Annotated in this window: 12 protein-coding genes; 4 read left to right on the top strand and 8 right to left on the bottom strand. The window is 70.8% G+C overall.

All coding sequences use genetic code 11. The features are described from left to right. Nucleotides 1-10 precede the first annotated feature (10 nt). Nucleotides 11-850 carry a helix-turn-helix transcriptional regulator gene (locus tag ACERZO_RS00990; RefSeq protein WP_372660171.1) on the top strand — a complete coding sequence of 280 codons (840 nt, stop codon included), beginning with the start codon at nucleotides 11-13 and terminating at the stop codon, nucleotides 848-850. On the opposite strand, the gene ACERZO_RS00985 is transcribed toward ACERZO_RS00990, so the two are convergent. From ACERZO_RS00985 to ACERZO_RS00950, 8 genes are read right to left on the bottom strand one after another with little or no spacing between them, the layout of a single operon-like run. Next, entirely contained in the window at nucleotides 810-1,406 is a 597-nt protein-coding gene (locus ACERZO_RS00985) for a TetR/AcrR family transcriptional regulator (RefSeq protein ID WP_372660169.1), read from the bottom strand. The genes ACERZO_RS00990 and ACERZO_RS00985 overlap by 41 nt on opposite strands. Continuing rightward, the gene (locus ACERZO_RS00980; protein ID WP_372660167.1) at nucleotides 1,403-2,239 is read right to left on the bottom strand and encodes an SDR family oxidoreductase; all 837 of its coding nucleotides are present in this window, start codon (nucleotides 2,237-2,239) and stop codon (nucleotides 1,403-1,405) included. The genes ACERZO_RS00985 and ACERZO_RS00980 overlap by 4 nt, the downstream gene beginning before the upstream one ends. Before the next feature lie 10 nt (nucleotides 2,240-2,249). Continuing rightward, nucleotides 2,250-3,416, bottom strand: a complete 1,167-nt coding sequence (locus ACERZO_RS00975; protein WP_372660165.1) for an acyl-CoA dehydrogenase family protein — start codon at nucleotides 3,414-3,416, stop codon at nucleotides 2,250-2,252. Continuing rightward, nucleotides 3,413-5,362, bottom strand: a complete 1,950-nt coding sequence (locus ACERZO_RS00970; protein ID WP_372660163.1) for an acetyl/propionyl/methylcrotonyl-CoA carboxylase subunit alpha — start codon at nucleotides 5,360-5,362, stop codon at nucleotides 3,413-3,415. Before ACERZO_RS00970 ends, ACERZO_RS00975 begins: the two co-directional genes overlap by 4 nt. Nucleotides 5,363-5,369: 7 nt before the next feature. Beyond that, nucleotides 5,370-6,968 (bottom strand): acyl-CoA carboxylase subunit beta, encoded by a 1,599-nt coding sequence (locus tag ACERZO_RS00965; protein WP_372660161.1) that lies wholly within the window; start codon nucleotides 6,966-6,968, stop codon nucleotides 5,370-5,372. After that, nucleotides 6,965-8,113, bottom strand: coding sequence for an acyl-CoA dehydrogenase family protein (locus tag ACERZO_RS00960; protein ID WP_372660159.1), 1,149 nt, complete (start codon nucleotides 8,111-8,113; stop codon nucleotides 6,965-6,967). Before ACERZO_RS00960 ends, ACERZO_RS00965 begins: the two co-directional genes overlap by 4 nt. After that, nucleotides 8,110-9,798 carry an acyclic terpene utilization AtuA family protein gene (locus ACERZO_RS00955; protein WP_372660157.1) on the bottom strand — a complete coding sequence of 563 codons (1,689 nt, stop codon included), beginning with the start codon at nucleotides 9,796-9,798 and terminating at the stop codon, nucleotides 8,110-8,112. The genes ACERZO_RS00960 and ACERZO_RS00955 overlap by 4 nt, the downstream gene beginning before the upstream one ends. After that, nucleotides 9,795-10,586, bottom strand: a complete 792-nt coding sequence (locus ACERZO_RS00950; RefSeq protein WP_372660155.1) for a TIGR03084 family metal-binding protein — start codon at nucleotides 10,584-10,586, stop codon at nucleotides 9,795-9,797. The genes ACERZO_RS00955 and ACERZO_RS00950 overlap by 4 nt, the downstream gene beginning before the upstream one ends. Before the next feature lie 140 nt (nucleotides 10,587-10,726). On the opposite strand from ACERZO_RS00950, the gene ACERZO_RS00945 reads away from it, so the two are divergent. The 3 genes from ACERZO_RS00945 (at nucleotide 10,727) to ACERZO_RS00935 (ending at nucleotide 16,010) form a co-directional block, all read left to right on the top strand. Then, the gene (locus tag ACERZO_RS00945; RefSeq protein WP_372660153.1) at nucleotides 10,727-11,566 is read left to right on the top strand and encodes an enoyl-CoA hydratase-related protein; all 840 of its coding nucleotides are present in this window, start codon (nucleotides 10,727-10,729) and stop codon (nucleotides 11,564-11,566) included. Further along, nucleotides 11,563-12,168, top strand: coding sequence for an acetoacetate decarboxylase family protein (locus tag ACERZO_RS00940; protein ID WP_372660151.1), 606 nt, complete (start codon nucleotides 11,563-11,565; stop codon nucleotides 12,166-12,168). Before ACERZO_RS00945 ends, ACERZO_RS00940 begins: the two co-directional genes overlap by 4 nt. Nucleotides 12,169-13,112: 944 nt before the next feature. Beyond that, the gene (locus tag ACERZO_RS00935) at nucleotides 13,113-16,010 is read left to right on the top strand and encodes a ribonucleoside-diphosphate reductase subunit alpha (RefSeq protein ID WP_372660149.1); all 2,898 of its coding nucleotides are present in this window, start codon (nucleotides 13,113-13,115) and stop codon (nucleotides 16,008-16,010) included. The last annotated feature ends 16 nt before the right edge of the window (nucleotides 16,011-16,026 follow it).

The raw sequence follows: 16,026 nt of genomic DNA, 5'->3' as shown, positions 1-16,026 counted from the left end.
TGCAGCGATCATGACGACCCCCACCGCGGAGCTCGCCGCGTTCCTGCGGACCCGGCGGGAACGCCTGGACCCGCGGGACTTCGGCCTGCCGCCCCGCCGGCGGACGCCGGGACTGCGCCGCGAAGACGTCGCCGAGCTGGCCGGGATCAGCGTCGACTACGTCGTCCGGCTGGAACAGGCCCGCGGGCTGCGGCCTTCGGCGGACGTCGTGGAGGCGCTGGCCGGGGCGCTGCGGCTGGCCCCCGACGAACGCGCCTACCTCTTCGACCTGACCCGGCAGCGCCCGCGTGCCGGCGGCGAGCTCGCCACCGCCGCGCCCCCGCCGCTGGCCGGGCTGGTCGCCGACCTGTCCCCGCTGCCGGCCATGCTCCTCAACCACCGCTACGACGTCCTGGCCTGGAACCCCGAGATGGCGCGGCTGCTGGTGGACTTCGCCGCGCTGCCACCTGCGCGGCGCAACGCGATGTGGCTGTGCCTGATGCACCCGCGGGTGCGCGAGTTCTACGTCGACCGGGAAACCGTGGTGCGGGAAGGGATCGCCCACCTGCGCGCCGCCTGGGCCGCGCACCCGGACGACCGGGCGCTGACCGGCCTCATCGAGGAACTGACCATCGAGAACGCGGAGTTCGCGCGGCTGTGGGCCGGCCAGGACGTCAAGGTCAACGGCCGCGGGCGCAAGGTCGTGCGGCACCCCGAGGCCGGCGTCCTCACGCTGCAGTTCGAGACGCTGCGGCCGGTCCAGGACCCGGACCAGCTGCTGGTGATCCACCGCGCCGCCGACGAGCGGAGCCGGGCGGCGCTGGACCGGCTCACCCGAGCCGCAGCTCCAGCGTCCGCGCCCACTCCCTGACGATCTGCTTGCGGCGGCGCGCGTCGTCGGTGAGCAGGTTCGCCAGGCCCAGCCCGCGGCCCAGGTCGAGGGTGGCCTGGACCAGTTCGCGCACGCCCGGCCGGGACTCGTCGACGCCGAGGAGCTCGACCGCCACCCGGTGCGCCTCGCGGCCGACCCGCGCCTCCAAGGGCACGAGCACGTCCCGCAGTGCCTCGTCGGTCGCCGCGACCGCCCACAGCTGCAGGGCCGCCCGGAACAGCGGCCCGGTGTAGAGGTTCAGCACCATCTCGACGACGCGCTCGGTGCGCGACGGCCCGCTCGGCAGGTCGGCGGCCTGCGCGCGCAGCTCGTCGATCTGCGCCTGGCCGAGCAGGTCGACCGCCGCCACGACGAGGTCCTCCCGCGTCGGGAAGTGGTGCTGGGCCGCGCCGCGCGAGACACCGGCGCGTTCGGCGATCCCGGCCACCGTGACGCCGTGCCAGCCGCGCACGGCGAACCCGTCGAGCGCGGCCTCGATCAGCCGCCGCCGCGTGGTGCGGCTGCGTTCCTGCTGGGGTTCGCGGACGCCGGTCAAGCCGGTTCGACCCAGAAGTCGAGCTGCAGGTCGTCCTCCGCGGTGTCGCCGACGCGGTACTTCGCGAAGTCGGTGACGCCTTCGGCCCGCAGCACCTCGTCGTCGAGGAAGAAGTTCCCGGTGACCTCCCGGCTCGGCTTGGTCAGGATCGCGTACGCGGCGTCGGCCATGATCTCCGGCGTCCGGCTGCGCGAGGCCAGTTCCGCCCCGACGACGTTGCGGATCGCCGCGGTGTCGATCGTGGTGCGCGGCCACAGCGAGTTCGCCGCGATGCCGTCCTTCTTGAGTTCGGCGGCGAGCCCGACGGTCACCAGGCTCATCGAGTACTTCGCGATGCTGTAGGCGAGGTGCCCGGCGGTGAACCACTTCTCGTCGAGGCTGATCGGCGGCGACAGCGTCAGGATGTGCGCGTTCGCGGCGTTTCTCAAGTGCGGGATGGCCAGTTTGGACAGCAGGAACGTGCCGCGCGCGTTGATGTCCTGCATCAGGTCGTAGCGCTTCATGCTGACCTGGTCGGTCGGGGTCAGGTCGATCGCGCTGGCGTTGTTCACGACGATGTCGATGCCGCCGAACTGCTCGGCCGTCTTCGCCACCGCGGCGGCGACCCCGTCGTCGTCGCGGACGTCGCCGAGGATCGGCAGCGCGTGCCCGCCCGCCTTCTCGATCGCTTCGGCCGCGGTGTAGATCGTGCCGGGCAGCTTCGGGTGCGGCTCGGCCGTCTTGGCCAGCAGCGCGACGTTCGCCCCGTCGGCGGCCGCCCGCAGCGCGATCGCCTCGCCGATGCCGCGGCTGCCGCCGGACATCAGGATCGTCTTGCCGTCCAATGTAGACATAGCGATCCTCCTAGTAGGACTTGGGGAGGCCGAGGCTGTGCTGGCCGACGAAGTTGAGCACCATTTCGCGGCTGACCGGCGCGATCCGGCCCAGCCGCACCGCCGTGACCAGCGTGCCGAGGCCGTACTCGGTGGCGAGGCCGTTGCCGCCGTGCGTCTGCACGGCCTGGTCGGTCGCGCGGATGGCCACCTCGGCGGCGGCGTACTTGGCCATGTTGGCCGACTCCCCCGCGCCGAAGTCGTCGCCGGAGTCGTAGAGCGACGCGGCCTTCTGCGTCATCAGCTTCGCCAGCTCCAGCTCGATCTTGATCTCCGCGAGGGGGTGGGCGAGGCCTTGGTGGCTGCCGATCGGGGCGCCCCAGACCTGGCGTTCGTTCGCGTAGCCGACGGCCTTCGAGAGCGCGTACCGGGCGATGCCGAGGGAGAACGACGCGCCCATGATGCGTTCGGGGTTGAGGCCCGCGAACAGCTGCGCGATGGCCGCGTCCTCCTCGCCGACCAGCGCTTCGGCCGGGAGCTTGACATCGTCGAGGAACAGCGAGAACTGGTTCTCCGGCGCGACGATGTCCATCGGGATCTTCGTGTACTCGAAGCCCTCGGTGCCGGTCGGCAGGATGAACAGCGCGGGCTTGAGCCGGCCGGTCTTGGAGTCCTCCGTGCGGCCGACGACGAGCACCGCGTCGGCCTCGTCGACGCCGGAGATGTAGACCTTGCGTCCACTGAGGACCCAGCCGTCGCCGTCGCGCTTGGCGGTGGTGGTGATCTTGTGCGAGTTCGACCCGGCGTCCGGCTCGGTGATCGCGAAGACCATCCGCTTGGTGCCGTCGGCGATGCCGGGCAGCCACTGCTTCTTCTGCTCATCGGTGCCGAAGCGGGAGATGACGGTGCCGCAGATCGCCGGCGAGACGACCATGAGCAGCAGCGGCGAGCCCACGGCGGCGAGTTCTTCGAGCACCGCGGCGAGGTCGGCGATGCCCGCGCCCCCGCCGCCGTACTCCTCGGGGATGTTGACGCCGAGGTAGCCCAGCCGGCCGGCCTCGTCCCAGAGTTCGTGCGTCTTCTCGTCCGCGCGGGCCTTCTTCGCGTAGTACTCGTGCCCGTACTTGGCGCCCAACTCGGCGACAGCCTTGCGGAGCGCGATCCGCTCCTCCGGCTCGATGAAGTTCATCGCGTTCATTCTGCTTCTCCCACCACCGCGAGGATCGTGCCCACTTCGACCTGCTGTCCCACTGTCACCGGCAGTTCCGCCACCACGCCGTCGGCGGGGGCGGCGATCCGGTGTTCCATCTTCATCGCTTCGAGCCACAGCAACGGGTCGCCCGCCTTGACCGGGTCCCCGGCCTGGACGGCGAGCCGCACGACGGTGCCCGGCATCGGCGCGACCAGCGACCCCGCCGCGAGGGCGGCGTCCGGGTCGGCGAACCGCGGCTCGGCCTTCAGCGCCACCGAACCGAGCACGGAGTCCACGTAGGACACCCCGTCGTGCCGGGCGACGTCGAACGCGCGCCGCACGCCGCCGACGTCCAGCACGACCCGCCCCGGCTCGGCCGTGACCAGGTCGGCCTCGAAGCCTTCGGCCCGCAAGCCGTCGCGGGTCAGCGAATAGACCACTTCGTACGCGCGATCCGCGACCGTGAAGGCCTTGCGCTGCCCGGCCGAGCGGACGTTGCGCCAGCCACTCGGCAACCGGCCCTGCGTGGTGGCTCGCGCCCGGTTGCCCGCCGCGTCGGCGAGGGCCGCCGCGAGGGCGGACAGCCGTTCGGTGTCGGGCGTGGCCAGCGGCGCGGCGAGGGTGTCGAGGCCGTGGCGGTCGAAGAACGCCGTGTCGGTCTCCCCCGCCAGGAAAGCCTCGTGCCGCAGGATGTTCACCAGCAGGTCGCGGTTGGTGACGACGCCGTGGATCTTCGACGCGGCGAGGGCCTTGGCGAGCCGCCGGGCCGCCTCGGCGCGCGTCGGCGCCCACGTGATGACCTTGGCGAGCATCGGGTCGTAGTGGACACCCACCACCGAGCCGGTCTCGAAGCCGGAGTCGAGCCTGAGGCCGGGTCCGTGTTCGAAGGAACGGTCCACATCGGGCACTTCGAACGTGTGGAGCGTGCCGCTCTGCGGCTGCCACCCGGCCGCCGGGTCTTCGGCGTAGAGCCGGACCTCGATGGAGTGCCCGACGGTCGGCGGCGGGTCGGCCGGGAGCCGCTCGCCCTCGGCGATCCGCAGCTGCAGTGCGACGAGGTCGAGCCCGGTGACGTTCTCGGTGACCGGGTGTTCGACCTGCAGCCGGGTGTTCATCTCGAGGAAGTAGAACCGGCCGTCGGGTCCAGCGAGGAACTCGACCGTGCCCGCCCCGACGTAGTCGATGGCCTTGGCGGCCTTGCGCGCGGCGTCGAACAGCTCCTCGCGCATCGCCGCGTCGACGAACGGTGACGGCGCTTCCTCGACGACTTTCTGGTGGCGACGCTGGATGGAGCACTCCCGCTCCCCCACCGCCCACACCGTGCCGTGGGTGTCGGCGAGCACCTGGACCTCGATGTGGCGGCCGGTCTCCAGGTACCGCTCGCAGAAGACGGTCGGGTCGCCGAACGCGGACCCGGCCTCCGCACTGGCGCCTTCCACCGCCTCGGCCAGCTCGTCGAGGGAGCGGACCACGCGCATCCCACGGCCACCGCCACCCGCGGACGCCTTGACCAGCAACGGAAGGTCGTCTTCGGTCACCGAAGCCGCGTCCAGTTCGGACAGCACCGGGACCCCGGCCGCGGCCATCAGCCGCTTGGACTCCACTTTGGAGCCCATGGTCTCGATGGCCTCCGGCGGCGGCCCGACCCACGTCAGCCCGGCGTCGAGCACGGCGCGGGCGAAAGCGGCGTTCTCGGACAGGAAGCCGTAGCCCGGGTGGACGGCGTCGGCGCCGGTGTCGGCCGCGGCCTTGACCAGCAGCTCGGCCCGGAGGTAGGTCTCCGAAGGCGCGTTGCCGGGCAACCGGACGGCCGCGTCGGCCTCGAGGGTGTGCGGCGCGGCGGCATCGGCGTCGGAGAACACCGCCACCGTGCCGATCCCGGCGTCACGGCAGCTGCGGAAGACGCGGCGGGCGATCTCGCCGCGGTTGGCGACCAGCAGGTTCTGGATCATCGCTCACTCACATCCGGAAGACGCCGAAGCCCTCGGCGCCCTTCACTGGTCCATTGTGGATCGCGGACAGGCTCAGGCCCAGCACGGTGCGGGTGTCGCGCGGGTCGATGATGCCGTCGTCGTAGAGCATGCCGGAGAGGAACATCGGCATCGACTCGGCTTCGATCTGGCCTTCCACCATGGCGCGCATGGCCTTGTCGTGCTCCTCGTTGTACTCCTGGCCCCGGCTTTCGGCCGCCGCGCGGGCCACGATGGACAGCACGCCGGCCAGCTGCGCCGGGCCCATCACCGCGGACTTCGCGCTCGGCCAGGCGAACAGGAAGCGGGGGTCGTAGGCCCGGCCGCACATCCCGTAGTGGCCGGCGCCGTAGGACGCTCCCATGAGGACGGACAGGTGCGGCACCTTCGAGTTCGACACCGCGTTGATCATCATCGCGCCGTGCTTGATGATGCCGCTCTGCTCGTACTCCTTGCCGACCATGTAGCCGGTCGTGTTGTGCAGGAACACCAGCGGCGTGTGGATCTGGTTGGCCAGCTGGATGAACTGCGCGGCCTTCTGCGACTCCTCGCCGAACAGCACGCCCTGGGCGTTGGCGAGGACGCCGACCGGGTAGCCGTGGATGCTCGCCCAGCCCGTGACGAGCGAAGAGCCGTACAGCGGCTTGAACTCGTCGAAGTCGGAGCCGTCGACGACGCGGGCGATGACCTCGCGCGGGTCGAAGGGCACCTTGAGGTCGGTCGGCACGATGCCGAGCAGGTCCTCGGCGTCGTACAGCGGTTCGGCGTAGTCCGGTTTCGGCGTCGGCCCCTGCTTGGTCCAGTTGAGCCGCTTGATGATGTTCCGGCCCAGGCGGATCGCGTCCTGCTCGTCGACGGCCAGGTAGTCGGCCAGACCGGACGTCCGCGCGTGCATTTCGGCGCCGCCGAGCGACTCGTCGTCGGACTCCTCGCCGGTCGCCATCTTGACCAGCGGCGGCCCGCCGAGGAACACCTTTGCACGTTCCTTGACCATCACGACGTAGTCCGACATGCCCGGCAGGTACGCGCCACCGGCGGTGGAGTTGCCGAACACCAGCGCGACCGTCGGGCACCCCGCGGCCGAGGCCCGCGTGATGTCGCGGAAGATCCGCCCGCCGGGGATGAAGATCTCCTTCTGCGTCGGCAGGTCCGCGCCGCCGGACTCGACGAGGTTGATCGACGGCAGCCGGTTCTGCGCGGCGATGTCCGCGGCCCGGAAGCTCTTCTTCGTGGTCCACGGGTTGCTGGCGCCGCCCTTGACCGTCGGGTCGCTGGCGGAGATCAGGCACTCGACGCCCTCGACGACCCCGATGCCGGTCACCAGGCTCGCGCCGACGCGGTAGTCGGTGCCCCAGGCGGCCAACGGCGAGAGCTCCAGGAACGGCGAGTCCTGGTCGAGCAGCAGCTCGATCCGCTCGCGGGCGAGGAGCTTGCCGCGCTTGCGGTGGCGCTCGACGTACTTCTCGCCGCCGCCCGCGACGGCCTTGGCCTGCTCGGCGTCGATCTCGGCGAGCTTCTCCAGCATCGCCTCGCGGTTCGCGCCGAACTCGGCGGCCCGCGTGTCCACTGTGGACCTCAAAGTAGTCACGAGGTGTATCCCAATCGCTTCGCGGCCAGGCCGGTGAGGATCTCGGTGGTGCCGCCGCCGATGCCGAGGATCCGGACGTCGCGGTAGTGGCGCTCCACTTCGGACTCGCGCATGTAGCCGAGCCCGCCGTGCAGCTGGACGGCCTCGTTGACCACCCACTCGGCGGCTTCGACGGCGGTGTTCTTGGCGAAACAGGCTTCGGCGATGACCTCTTCGCCCGAGACGTGCCGGATCGCGGCCTGCCGGGTGTAGGTCCGCGCGACGTCGACCTTGCGCGCCATCTCGGTGAGCTTGTGCTGCACGACCTGCCGCGAGATGAGCGGCCGGCCGAACGTCTCGCGCAGCCGGCACCAGTCCAGCGTCAGGTCGAGGGCCCGCTGGGCGTGCGCGTACGCCTGCACCGCGAGGGAAAGCCGTTCGGTGACGAACTGGGTGGCCACCTGCGCGAAGCCGCTGTTCTCGGCGCCGACCAGGTTCTCGACCGGTACCCGGACGTCCACGTAGGACAGTTCGGCGGTGTCGGAGCAGAGCCAGCCCATCTTCTCCAGCTTGCGGGAGACGGTGAACCCGGGCGTCCCGCGCTCGACGACGATCAGCGAAAGCCCGTGGGCGCCGTCGCCGCCGGTGCGCACGACCGTCGTCACGAAGTCCGCGCGGCAGCCGGAGGTGATGAACGTCTTGGCGCCGTTGACGACGTACTCGTCGCCCTCGCGGACGGCGGTGGTCCGGATCCCGGCGACGTCGGAGCCGCCGTCCGGTTCGGTGACGGCCAGCGAACCGATCTTGTCGCCGGCCAGCGTCGGGCGGACCCAGCGTTCGAGCTGGACCGGGTCGTTCGCCTCGGCGATGTGCGGCACGGCGATGCCGCAGGTGAACAGCGACGCGAAGAGCCCGCCGGAGCCGCCCGCGTAGTGTATCTCCTCGGCGACGACCAGCGCGTCGAGGTAGTTGCCGTCTCCCCCGCCGATCTCCTCGGGGAAGGCCACGCCGAGCAGGCCCAGCTCACCGGCCTTGCGGTGCAGGTCGCGCGGCAGCTCGCCGGCCCGCTCCCAGTCGTCGAGGTGCGGCAGCACCTCCTGCTCGACGAACCTGCGCACGGTCTTGCGCAGCTCGGCGCGCTCGGGCGTCCGGAAGGGGTCGGTCACAGGAGCACCTCGGGAACGTCGATTTCACGGGAGCGCAGCCACTCGCCGAAGGCCTTGGCCTGCGGGTCGAACCGCGCCTGCGACGCGACGCCCTCGCCGAGGATGCCTTCGACGACGAAGTTCATCGCCCACAGGTTGGGCAGCAGGTAGCGCGTCACCGGCAGGTCGGCGGTCTCGGGCAGCAGGAGCTTGAACTCGGCCACGGTCAGCCGGTGCACGAGCCACCGCCAGGCCTCTTCGGACCGCACCCAGACGCCGAGGTTGGCGTTGCCGCCCTTGTCCCCGCTGCGGGCGCCGGCGATCGTGCCCAGGGGGACACGGCGCACCGGCCCGTGGTCCAGGGGTTCGGGCAGCGCGGGCTCGTCCACATCGGACAAGTCCTGAGTGGACGTCGAGGGCGCTATGTCGACCCGCATCCCGTCCGGCAGCACGGCGACGTGCGGCACCTTCTCCGCGGCTACGTAAGCCGCCGTGTAGACGCCGTACGGCGAGGCGTCCGAGGGTGGCGCGGTGACGTGGAAGCCCGGGTAGCTCGCCAGCGCCAGCTCGATGGCGGCGCCGGTGAACGCGCGCCCGGCGACCTTCGGGTCGGCGTCCTTCACGGCGACGTGCAGCAGCGCGCTGGCCGTCTGCTCGGTGTCGGCGTCGGTGTGGTCGGTGCGGGCGAGGGTCCACCGGACGTCGGCGGGCGGCCGGTCCTTCAAGGACGCTTCGAGCTGTTCCTGCACCAGCGCGGCTTTCGCCTCGATGTCGAGTCCGGTGAGGACGAACGTCGTTTCGTTGCGGAACCCGCCGAGCGTGTTCAGCGCGACCTTCAGCGTTGGCGGCGGCGCTTCCCCGCGGACGCCGGAGATGCGGACGCGGTCGGGCCCGTCGTCCGACAACGACAGCGTGTCGAACCGGGTGGTCACATCGGGTCCGGCGTAGCGCGCGCCGGTGATCTCGTACAGCAGCTGCGCCTTGACCGTGCCGGTGTTCACCACTCCCCCGGTGCCCGGGTGCTTGGTGATGACGCTGGAGCCGTCGGCCTCGATCTCGGCGATCGGGAAGCCCGGCACGCCGAGGGAGTGTTCGGTGAAGAACGCGTAGTTGCCGCCGGTTGCCTGGGCGCCGCATTCGATGACGTGCCCGGCCGCGACGGCGCCGGCGAGGGCGTCGAAGTCGTCGCGGGCCCAGCCGTAGTGCGCGGCGGCCGGGCCGACGATCACCGAAGCGTCGGTGACGCGGCCGGTGACGACGACGTCGGCACCCGCGTTCAGGCATTCGACGACGCCCCACGCGCCGAGATAAGCGTTGGCGGTCAACGGTTTCCCGAGGTCCAGCTCGTCGGCGCGCGCGACCAGGTCGTCGCCTTCGACGTGCGCGACCCTGACGTCGATCCCGAGCTTGGCCGCCAGCTCGCGGAGGGCGTCCGCAAGCCCGGCGGGGTTCAGGCCACCCGCGTTGGCGACGATCTTGACACCCTTTTCCCGCGCCAGACCTAGGTTCTCCTCCATCTGGCGCAGGAACGTCTTGGCGTAGCCTCGGTTCGCGTCCTTCATCCGGTCGCGGCCCAGGATGAGCATGGTCAGCTCGGCGAGGTAGTCGCCGGTCAGGACGTCGAGGGGGCCGCCGGTGAGCATCTCGCGGACCGCGGAGAACCGGTCGCCGTAGAACCCCGACGCGTTGCCGATGCGGTACGTCATGCGAACTGCCCCGGCTTCCGGCCTTCCCCCGGAGGCCCGGCGAAGGCCTGCGCGATGGTCAGCCACTCCTCGACGTCGGCGCCGCTCGCGACCAGGTCGGTGTCGGCCGGGTGCCGCCGCTGCGTGACGACCAGGCAGAAGTCCAGCGCGCTGCCGGTCAGCTTCTGCTCGGCGTCTTCCGGGCCGAACGCCCAGGTCGTGCCGTCCGGCGCGGCCAGTTCGACGCGGAACTCCCCGGCCGGCGGCGCGAGCGAGTTCGTCAGGTAGGCGAAGTCACGGGTGCGCGTGCCGAACCGGGCGATGTGCCACAGGCGCGCGGTCGGCTCGCGGGTCAGGCCGAGGGCGTCGAAGACGTCCTGGCCGTGCGCCCAGGTCTCCATCATCCGCGCGGTCGCCATCGAGGCGGCGCTCATCGGCGGGCCGTACCAGGGCAGCTTCTGCCCGGCCGGCACCGCGGCGAGCGCTTCGGCCAGCGCGGCCCGGCCTTCCCGCCACTCCGCGAGGATCTCGCCCGGCGGCCGCTCGGCCCCGGCCGCGGCGCCGTCGTCGACGTAGGTCTCCCCCGCCTTGAGCAGCTCCTCGACCTCGGCCTGCCAGTCCTCCGGGTGGGCCGCCGCGATCAGGGCCTTCCGGTCGGTCCAGGCCAGGTGGGCGATCTGGTGCGCGACCGTCCACCCCTCGGCGGGCGTGGCCCGCGCCCAGTCCGACGCGGGCAGGTCCGCCACCACGTCGTCGATCGTCCGTGTCTCCGCGTCGAGATCCCCGAGGATCACGCCGAGATCCGCCATCGCCCGCCTCCTTGCGTCCTGGCTGCCAGCGTCGCACCGGCCGCCGGAAAAATCAAGCACGCTTGATTGTTTCGTCCCGGACGCTGCGGATCCACTATTGACATCTTGCCAGTAGTGCCGGTCTGCAATAGTTTCCTCGCATGGCCGACTACGCCGAGATCACCTACGCCGTCGCGGACCGGATCGCCACGGTGACGCTGAACCGCCCCGAGGCGCGCAACGGCTACACGATCCGGATGGCCGACGAGCTCGGCGCCGCGATGGACCGCGCGGACCGCGACGAGGACGTCCGCGTGGTCGTGCTGACCGGCGCGGGCAAGGACTTCTGCGTCGGCGCCGACCTGTCCCAGGGCGGTTTCGACTTCGACCCGTCGACCGGGCCGGACGCGGCGTGGCAGGAGCCCGCCGGCCGGTGCTCGAAGCGGATCTTCGCCATGAACAAGCCGGTGATCGCGGCCCTGCACGGCGCGGCGGTCGGCGGCGGCGTCACGATCACGCTGTCGTGCGACTACCGCCTCGCGTCGGAGGACTCCCGGTTCGGGTTCGTGTTCACGCGGCGCGGCATCTACCCCGAAGGCGCGTCGGCGTGGTTCCTCCCCCGGCTCGTCGGCATGGGCACGGCCCTGGACTGGATGATCAGCGGCCGCGTGTTCCCGGCGGCCGAGGCGCTGGAAAAGGGCTTGGTGCACAAAGTTTTCCCGGCCGGCACGGTGCTCGACGAGGCCTACGCGCTGGCTCGCGAGATCGTGTCGACGACGGCGCCGGTGTCGGTCGCGGTGACCCGCCAGCTGCTCTACCGGATGGCAAGCGCCGAGTCGCCGTACCCGGTGCACGAACTCGACTCCCACCTGATCGGCGGCCTCGGCGCGAGCCCGGACGCCGTCGAAGGGGTGCTGTCGTTCCTGCAGAAGCGGCCGCCGGCGTTCGGCATGCGCGTCGACAAGGACCTGCCGTCGTACCTCCCCTGGTTGGACAAATGAGCCTCTACCCACCGCAGCCCTGGCACCTGACCGCCGACGCGCGCGTCTCGATCTGGCGGGTGCCGCCTTCGCGGCTTTCCCTGCCCCCTGGTGTTTCGCCGCTGCTGGTGGCCGGGCACGCGTCGGTGTTCACGGCGTGGATCGACTACACCCCGCCGGGGCAGCTGGCGTACCACGAGCTGCTGGCCGCGGTGTCGATCAAGGCGCGCCGGGTGTCGTGCTCCATCACCGAGATCTGGGTGGACAGCGAGGCGTCGATGGCGGGCGGCCGCGAGCTGTGGGCGATCCCGAAGGACCTGGCCACGCTGGACTTCACGACCGGCGACCGCACGTTCACGGCCACGGCGGCGACGGCCGACGCCTGGATCGCGACGGCGGCGTTCAAGCGCCGGGCCGGTCTGCCGCTGAAGCTCCCGACATCGTTCGAAGTGGTCCAGGAGCGCGACGGCTTGCTTCGGACCCCGGTGGGCGCGAAGATCAGCCCGCGCCCGGCGTCGGCGGACTGGAGCTTCAACCCGGACGGCCCGTTGGGTTACCTCGACGGCCGCCGGCCGGTGGCGAGCCTGGAACTCCCGAAGTCGGAGCTGCGCTTCGGCGCCTGATCCCGGCCTCCGCTCCGAAGCGCGCAACCCGCCCCGGGCCGGCCCGCTCCCATATGTAGTGAATGACTCATTCATGTCGTCTGGTGACAGGGTCCCGGCGAGGTCGGATCGGTGCGGCCGGTCTGGCGGCCGGTGACGTCATGAACGAGTCGTTGATGACCGTCGAAGCTCGGCATCCTGCTGAAGCGCCTTTTCGGTCCGGCGTTCCGCGGGTGGGGTGGGGGCTGCTGTTCTGCCAAAGCCCTTCCGGCACCCCGAAGCTGTCATGGTGACTACGGCCGGCAACACCGCGTCAAGGCGGGAAAGATGCCTTGACCCGGCGCTGCCGGCCGTGTTCTGGCTTCGGATCGGGGTGCGGGGGAGTCTGGGTCCTCGTCGGTGCACGTTCTCGGGGCCTCTCGCCTTTGGCGTCGGCCTTCGTGGCGTGGCGAGGCGGTGGGCAGTCGTTCAGGCGGCGGATGGCATGAACGAGTCGTTGATGACCACCGAAGCTCGGCATCCTGCCGAAGCGCCTCTTCGGCCCGGCGTTCCGCGGGCGGTGGTGCCGGGCGGAACATCGCCCCACCGACCTTGCCGGAGCCCTGACGTCAGACGACATGAATGAGTCATTCACGTCATCGGCCCACCCGCGCACCCGACCGGACCACCGGCACCGGCGGTCCACTCAGGCCGAAGCGGCCTCGAAACCTACCTGCGCAAGCGCGCCCACGCGGCGTGAACTGCACCTCTGGGTGATCACGTAACCCGCCAGGGTGAGCCCCCGACACGCCATCCCTTGGGTCCCGCGCGCAGACCGACCCCTACATGTAGTCTCTGGGAACCGGCAGCCCCCAGCGACGGGGAGACCGCTGCGGAGGGCGGCCGGGCAGCTTTCAAGAAACCGCAGCGCACGGCCTCATGACGCCGTGTGGCGATCGAACGCGCCCGAAAACTTGGAGACACGCATGTCAGTCGAAACCGGTCAGCGGCCCTCCGCCGCGGACACCCCCACCGCGATCCGGGTCATCCGGCGGGACGGCAGCGTGTCGCCGTTCGACGCCGGGAAGATCTCCGTCGCGCTGACCAAGGCGTTCCTCGCGGTCGAGGGCGGCGACGCCGCCGCGTCCTCCCGCGTGCACCACGTCGTCGCCGAGCTGACCCAGCAGGTGGAGACCACCCTGCTGCGCCACGCCGGCCCCGAGACCGCCCTGCACATCGAGCAGATCCAGGACATCGTCGAGCTCGCCCTCATGCGCGGCGAGCACCACAAGGTCGCCCGCGCCTACGTCCTCTACCGCGAGGAGCGCAGCAAGGCCCGCGAGGCCGCCAAGCCGGCCGCGACCGAGGCCGCCCTGAACGTCAAGGGCGCCGACGGCGTCCTGCGCCCGCTCGACTGGGCCCGCGTGTCCCACGTCGTGGGCGAGGCCGTCGCCGGGCTCGAGGACGTCGAAGCCGAGCCGGTGCTGGCCGAGGCCAAGCGCAACCTCTACGACGGCATCAGCGCCGACGAGCTGGCCCTGGCCCAGGTCCTGGCCGCCCGCGTGCTCGTCGAGCAGGAGCCGAACTACTCCTTCGTCTCCGCCCGCCTGCTGCTGGACAAGCTGCGCGGCGAGGCACTGAGCTACCTGGCCGGCAAGCCGCGCCAGGCCAGCCAGGACGAGATGACCAGCGAGTACGCGCCGTACTTCCGCGCCTACCTGCGCCGCGCGATCGAGCTGGAGCTGGTCGACGCCGAGCTGCAGCGCTTCGACCTCGACAAGATCACCGCCGCGATCCGGCCCGAGCGCGACCTCGACTTCGGGTTCCTCGGCCTGCAGACGCTCTACGACCGGTACTTCCAGCACCACGACGGCACCCGCTTCGAGCTGCCGCAGGCGTTCTTCATGCGCGTCGCCATGGGTCTCGCCATCCGGGAAGACGACCGCGAAGCCCGCGCCATCGAGTTTTATGAGCTGCTGTCGAGCTTCCACTTCATGGCGTCCACCCCGACGCTGTTCAACTCGGGCACCACGCGCCCGCAGCTGTCGTCCTGCTTCCTGACCACTGTGGACGACGACCTGGACTCGATCTTCCAGGCCTACAAGAACAACGCGCTGCTGGCCAAGTACTCGGGCGGCCTCGGCAACGACTGGACCCCGGTCCGCGGCCTCGGCGCGCACATCAAGGGCACCAACGGCCAGTCGCAGGGCGTCGTGCCGTTCCTCAAGATCGCCAACGACACCGCCGTCGCGGTCAACCAGGGCGGGAAGCGCAAGGGCGCGGCCTGCGCGTACCTCGAGACCTGGCACGTGGACATCGAGGAGTTCCTCGACCTGCGCAAGAACACCGGCGACGACCGCCGCCGCACCCACGACATGAACACCGCGAACTGGGTGCCCGACGAGTTCCTCCGCCGCGTCGAGGCCAACGCCGAGTGGACGCTGTTCTCGCCGAACGAGACGCCGGACCTGCACGACCTCTACGGCAACGAGTTCGCCGCCCGCTACCGCGAGTACGAGGCGATGGCCGACCGCGGCGAGATCAAGGTGTTCCGCCGGATCCGCGCGGTCGACCTGTGGCGCCGCATGCTGACCATGCTGTTCGAGACCGGTCACCCGTGGATCACGTTCAAGGACCCGTGCAACCTGCGCTCGCCGCAGCAGCACGTCGGCGTCGTGCACTCGTCCAACCTGTGCACCGAGATCACGCTGAACACCACCACCGACGAGGTCGCGGTCTGCAACCTCGGCTCGGTGAACCTGCTCAAGCACGTCACCCCGGCCGGCTTGGACACCGAGCGCCTCGAGAAGACCGTGCGCACGGCCGTCCGCATGCTGGACAACGTGATCGACATCAACTTCTACACGATCCCGGAGGCGCGCCGCTCCAACCTGCGCCACCGCCCGGTCGGCCTGGGCATCATGGGCTTCCAGGACGCGCTGTTCGAGATCGGCGTCCCGTTCGCCTCCGAAGAGGCCGTCAAGTTCGCCGACGTCTCCATGGAGCACCTGTCCTACTACGCGATCTCGGCGTCGACCGACCTCGCCGAGGAGCGCGGGCAGTACCAGTCGTTCGAGGGTTCGCTGTGGAGCAAGGGCATCCTGCCGATCGACTCGCTGCAGCTGCTCATCGACGCCCGCCAGGGTGACGGCCTCGACGTCGACACCTCGTCCACTTTGGACTGGGCGCCGCTGCGCGAGCGCGTCAAGACCGTCGGCATGCGCAACTCCAACGTGATGGCGATCGCGCCGACCGCGACGATCTCCAACATCTCCGGGGTCGGCCAGTCGATCGAGCCGCTGTTCCAGAACCTGTTCGTCAAGTCGAACATGTCCGGCGACTTCACCGTCGTGAACCCGCACCTGGTCAAGAGCCTGAAGGAGCGCGGGCTCTGGGACGAGGTCATGGTCAGCGACCTCAAGTACTTCGACGGCAGCCTCGGCCAGATCGACCGGGTCCCGGACGACCTGAAGGCGCTGTACGCCACGGCGTTCGAGATCGAGTCGAAGTGGATCGTCGACGCCGGTTCGGTGCGCCAGAAGTGGATCGACCAGGCGCAGTCGCTGAACCTCTACATCGCGGCGCCGAGCGGCCGCAAGCTCGACGAGCTGTACCGCTACGCGTGGCACAAGGGCCTCAAGACCACGTACTACCTGCGGGCGCAGTCCGCGACGCACGTGGAGAAGAGCACCCTGCGCGGCACCGACGGCAAGCTGAACGCCGTCTCGGCCACCCCGGCCCCGGTCGCCGCGGCTCCCGCGGCCACGCCGGCACCCGCGCCGGCACCGGCTCCCGCGCCCAAGCCTGCGCCCGACGTCGACTTCGTCGCCACCGAAGGCGCCGCCTGCCGCATCGACGACCCCGACTGCGAAGCCTGCCAGTAAAGGAATCCCTGCACAG

This window comes from Amycolatopsis kentuckyensis, from assembly GCF_041679295.1.
Lineage (GTDB): Bacteria > Actinomycetota > Actinomycetes > Mycobacteriales > Pseudonocardiaceae > Amycolatopsis > Amycolatopsis kentuckyensis_A.
This window is presented reverse-complemented; position numbering and strand designations above follow the sequence as displayed.

What these genes read in the sequence shown, in the direction of transcription:
- ACERZO_RS00990 (WP_372660171.1), top strand. Translation starts at nt 11, where the DNA reads ATGACGACCCCCACCGCGGAGCTCGCCGCGTTCCTGCGGACCCGGCGG.
- ACERZO_RS00980 (WP_372660167.1), bottom strand. Translation starts at nt 2,239, where the DNA reads ATGTCTACATTGGACGGCAAGACGATCCTGATGTCCGGCGGCAGCCGC.
- ACERZO_RS00975 (WP_372660165.1), bottom strand. Translation starts at nt 3,416, where the DNA reads ATGAACGCGATGAACTTCATCGAGCCGGAGGAGCGGATCGCGCTCCGC.
- ACERZO_RS00970 (WP_372660163.1), bottom strand. Translation starts at nt 5,362, where the DNA reads ATGATCCAGAACCTGCTGGTCGCCAACCGCGGCGAGATCGCCCGCCGC.
- ACERZO_RS00955 (WP_372660157.1), bottom strand. Translation starts at nt 9,798, where the DNA reads ATGACGTACCGCATCGGCAACGCGTCGGGGTTCTACGGCGACCGGTTC.
- ACERZO_RS00950 (WP_372660155.1), bottom strand. Translation starts at nt 10,586, where the DNA reads ATGGCGGATCTCGGCGTGATCCTCGGGGATCTCGACGCGGAGACACGG.
- ACERZO_RS00945 (WP_372660153.1), top strand. Translation starts at nt 10,727, where the DNA reads ATGGCCGACTACGCCGAGATCACCTACGCCGTCGCGGACCGGATCGCC.
- ACERZO_RS00940 (WP_372660151.1), top strand. Translation starts at nt 11,563, where the DNA reads ATGAGCCTCTACCCACCGCAGCCCTGGCACCTGACCGCCGACGCGCGC.
- ACERZO_RS00935 (WP_372660149.1), top strand. Translation starts at nt 13,113, where the DNA reads ATGTCAGTCGAAACCGGTCAGCGGCCCTCCGCCGCGGACACCCCCACC.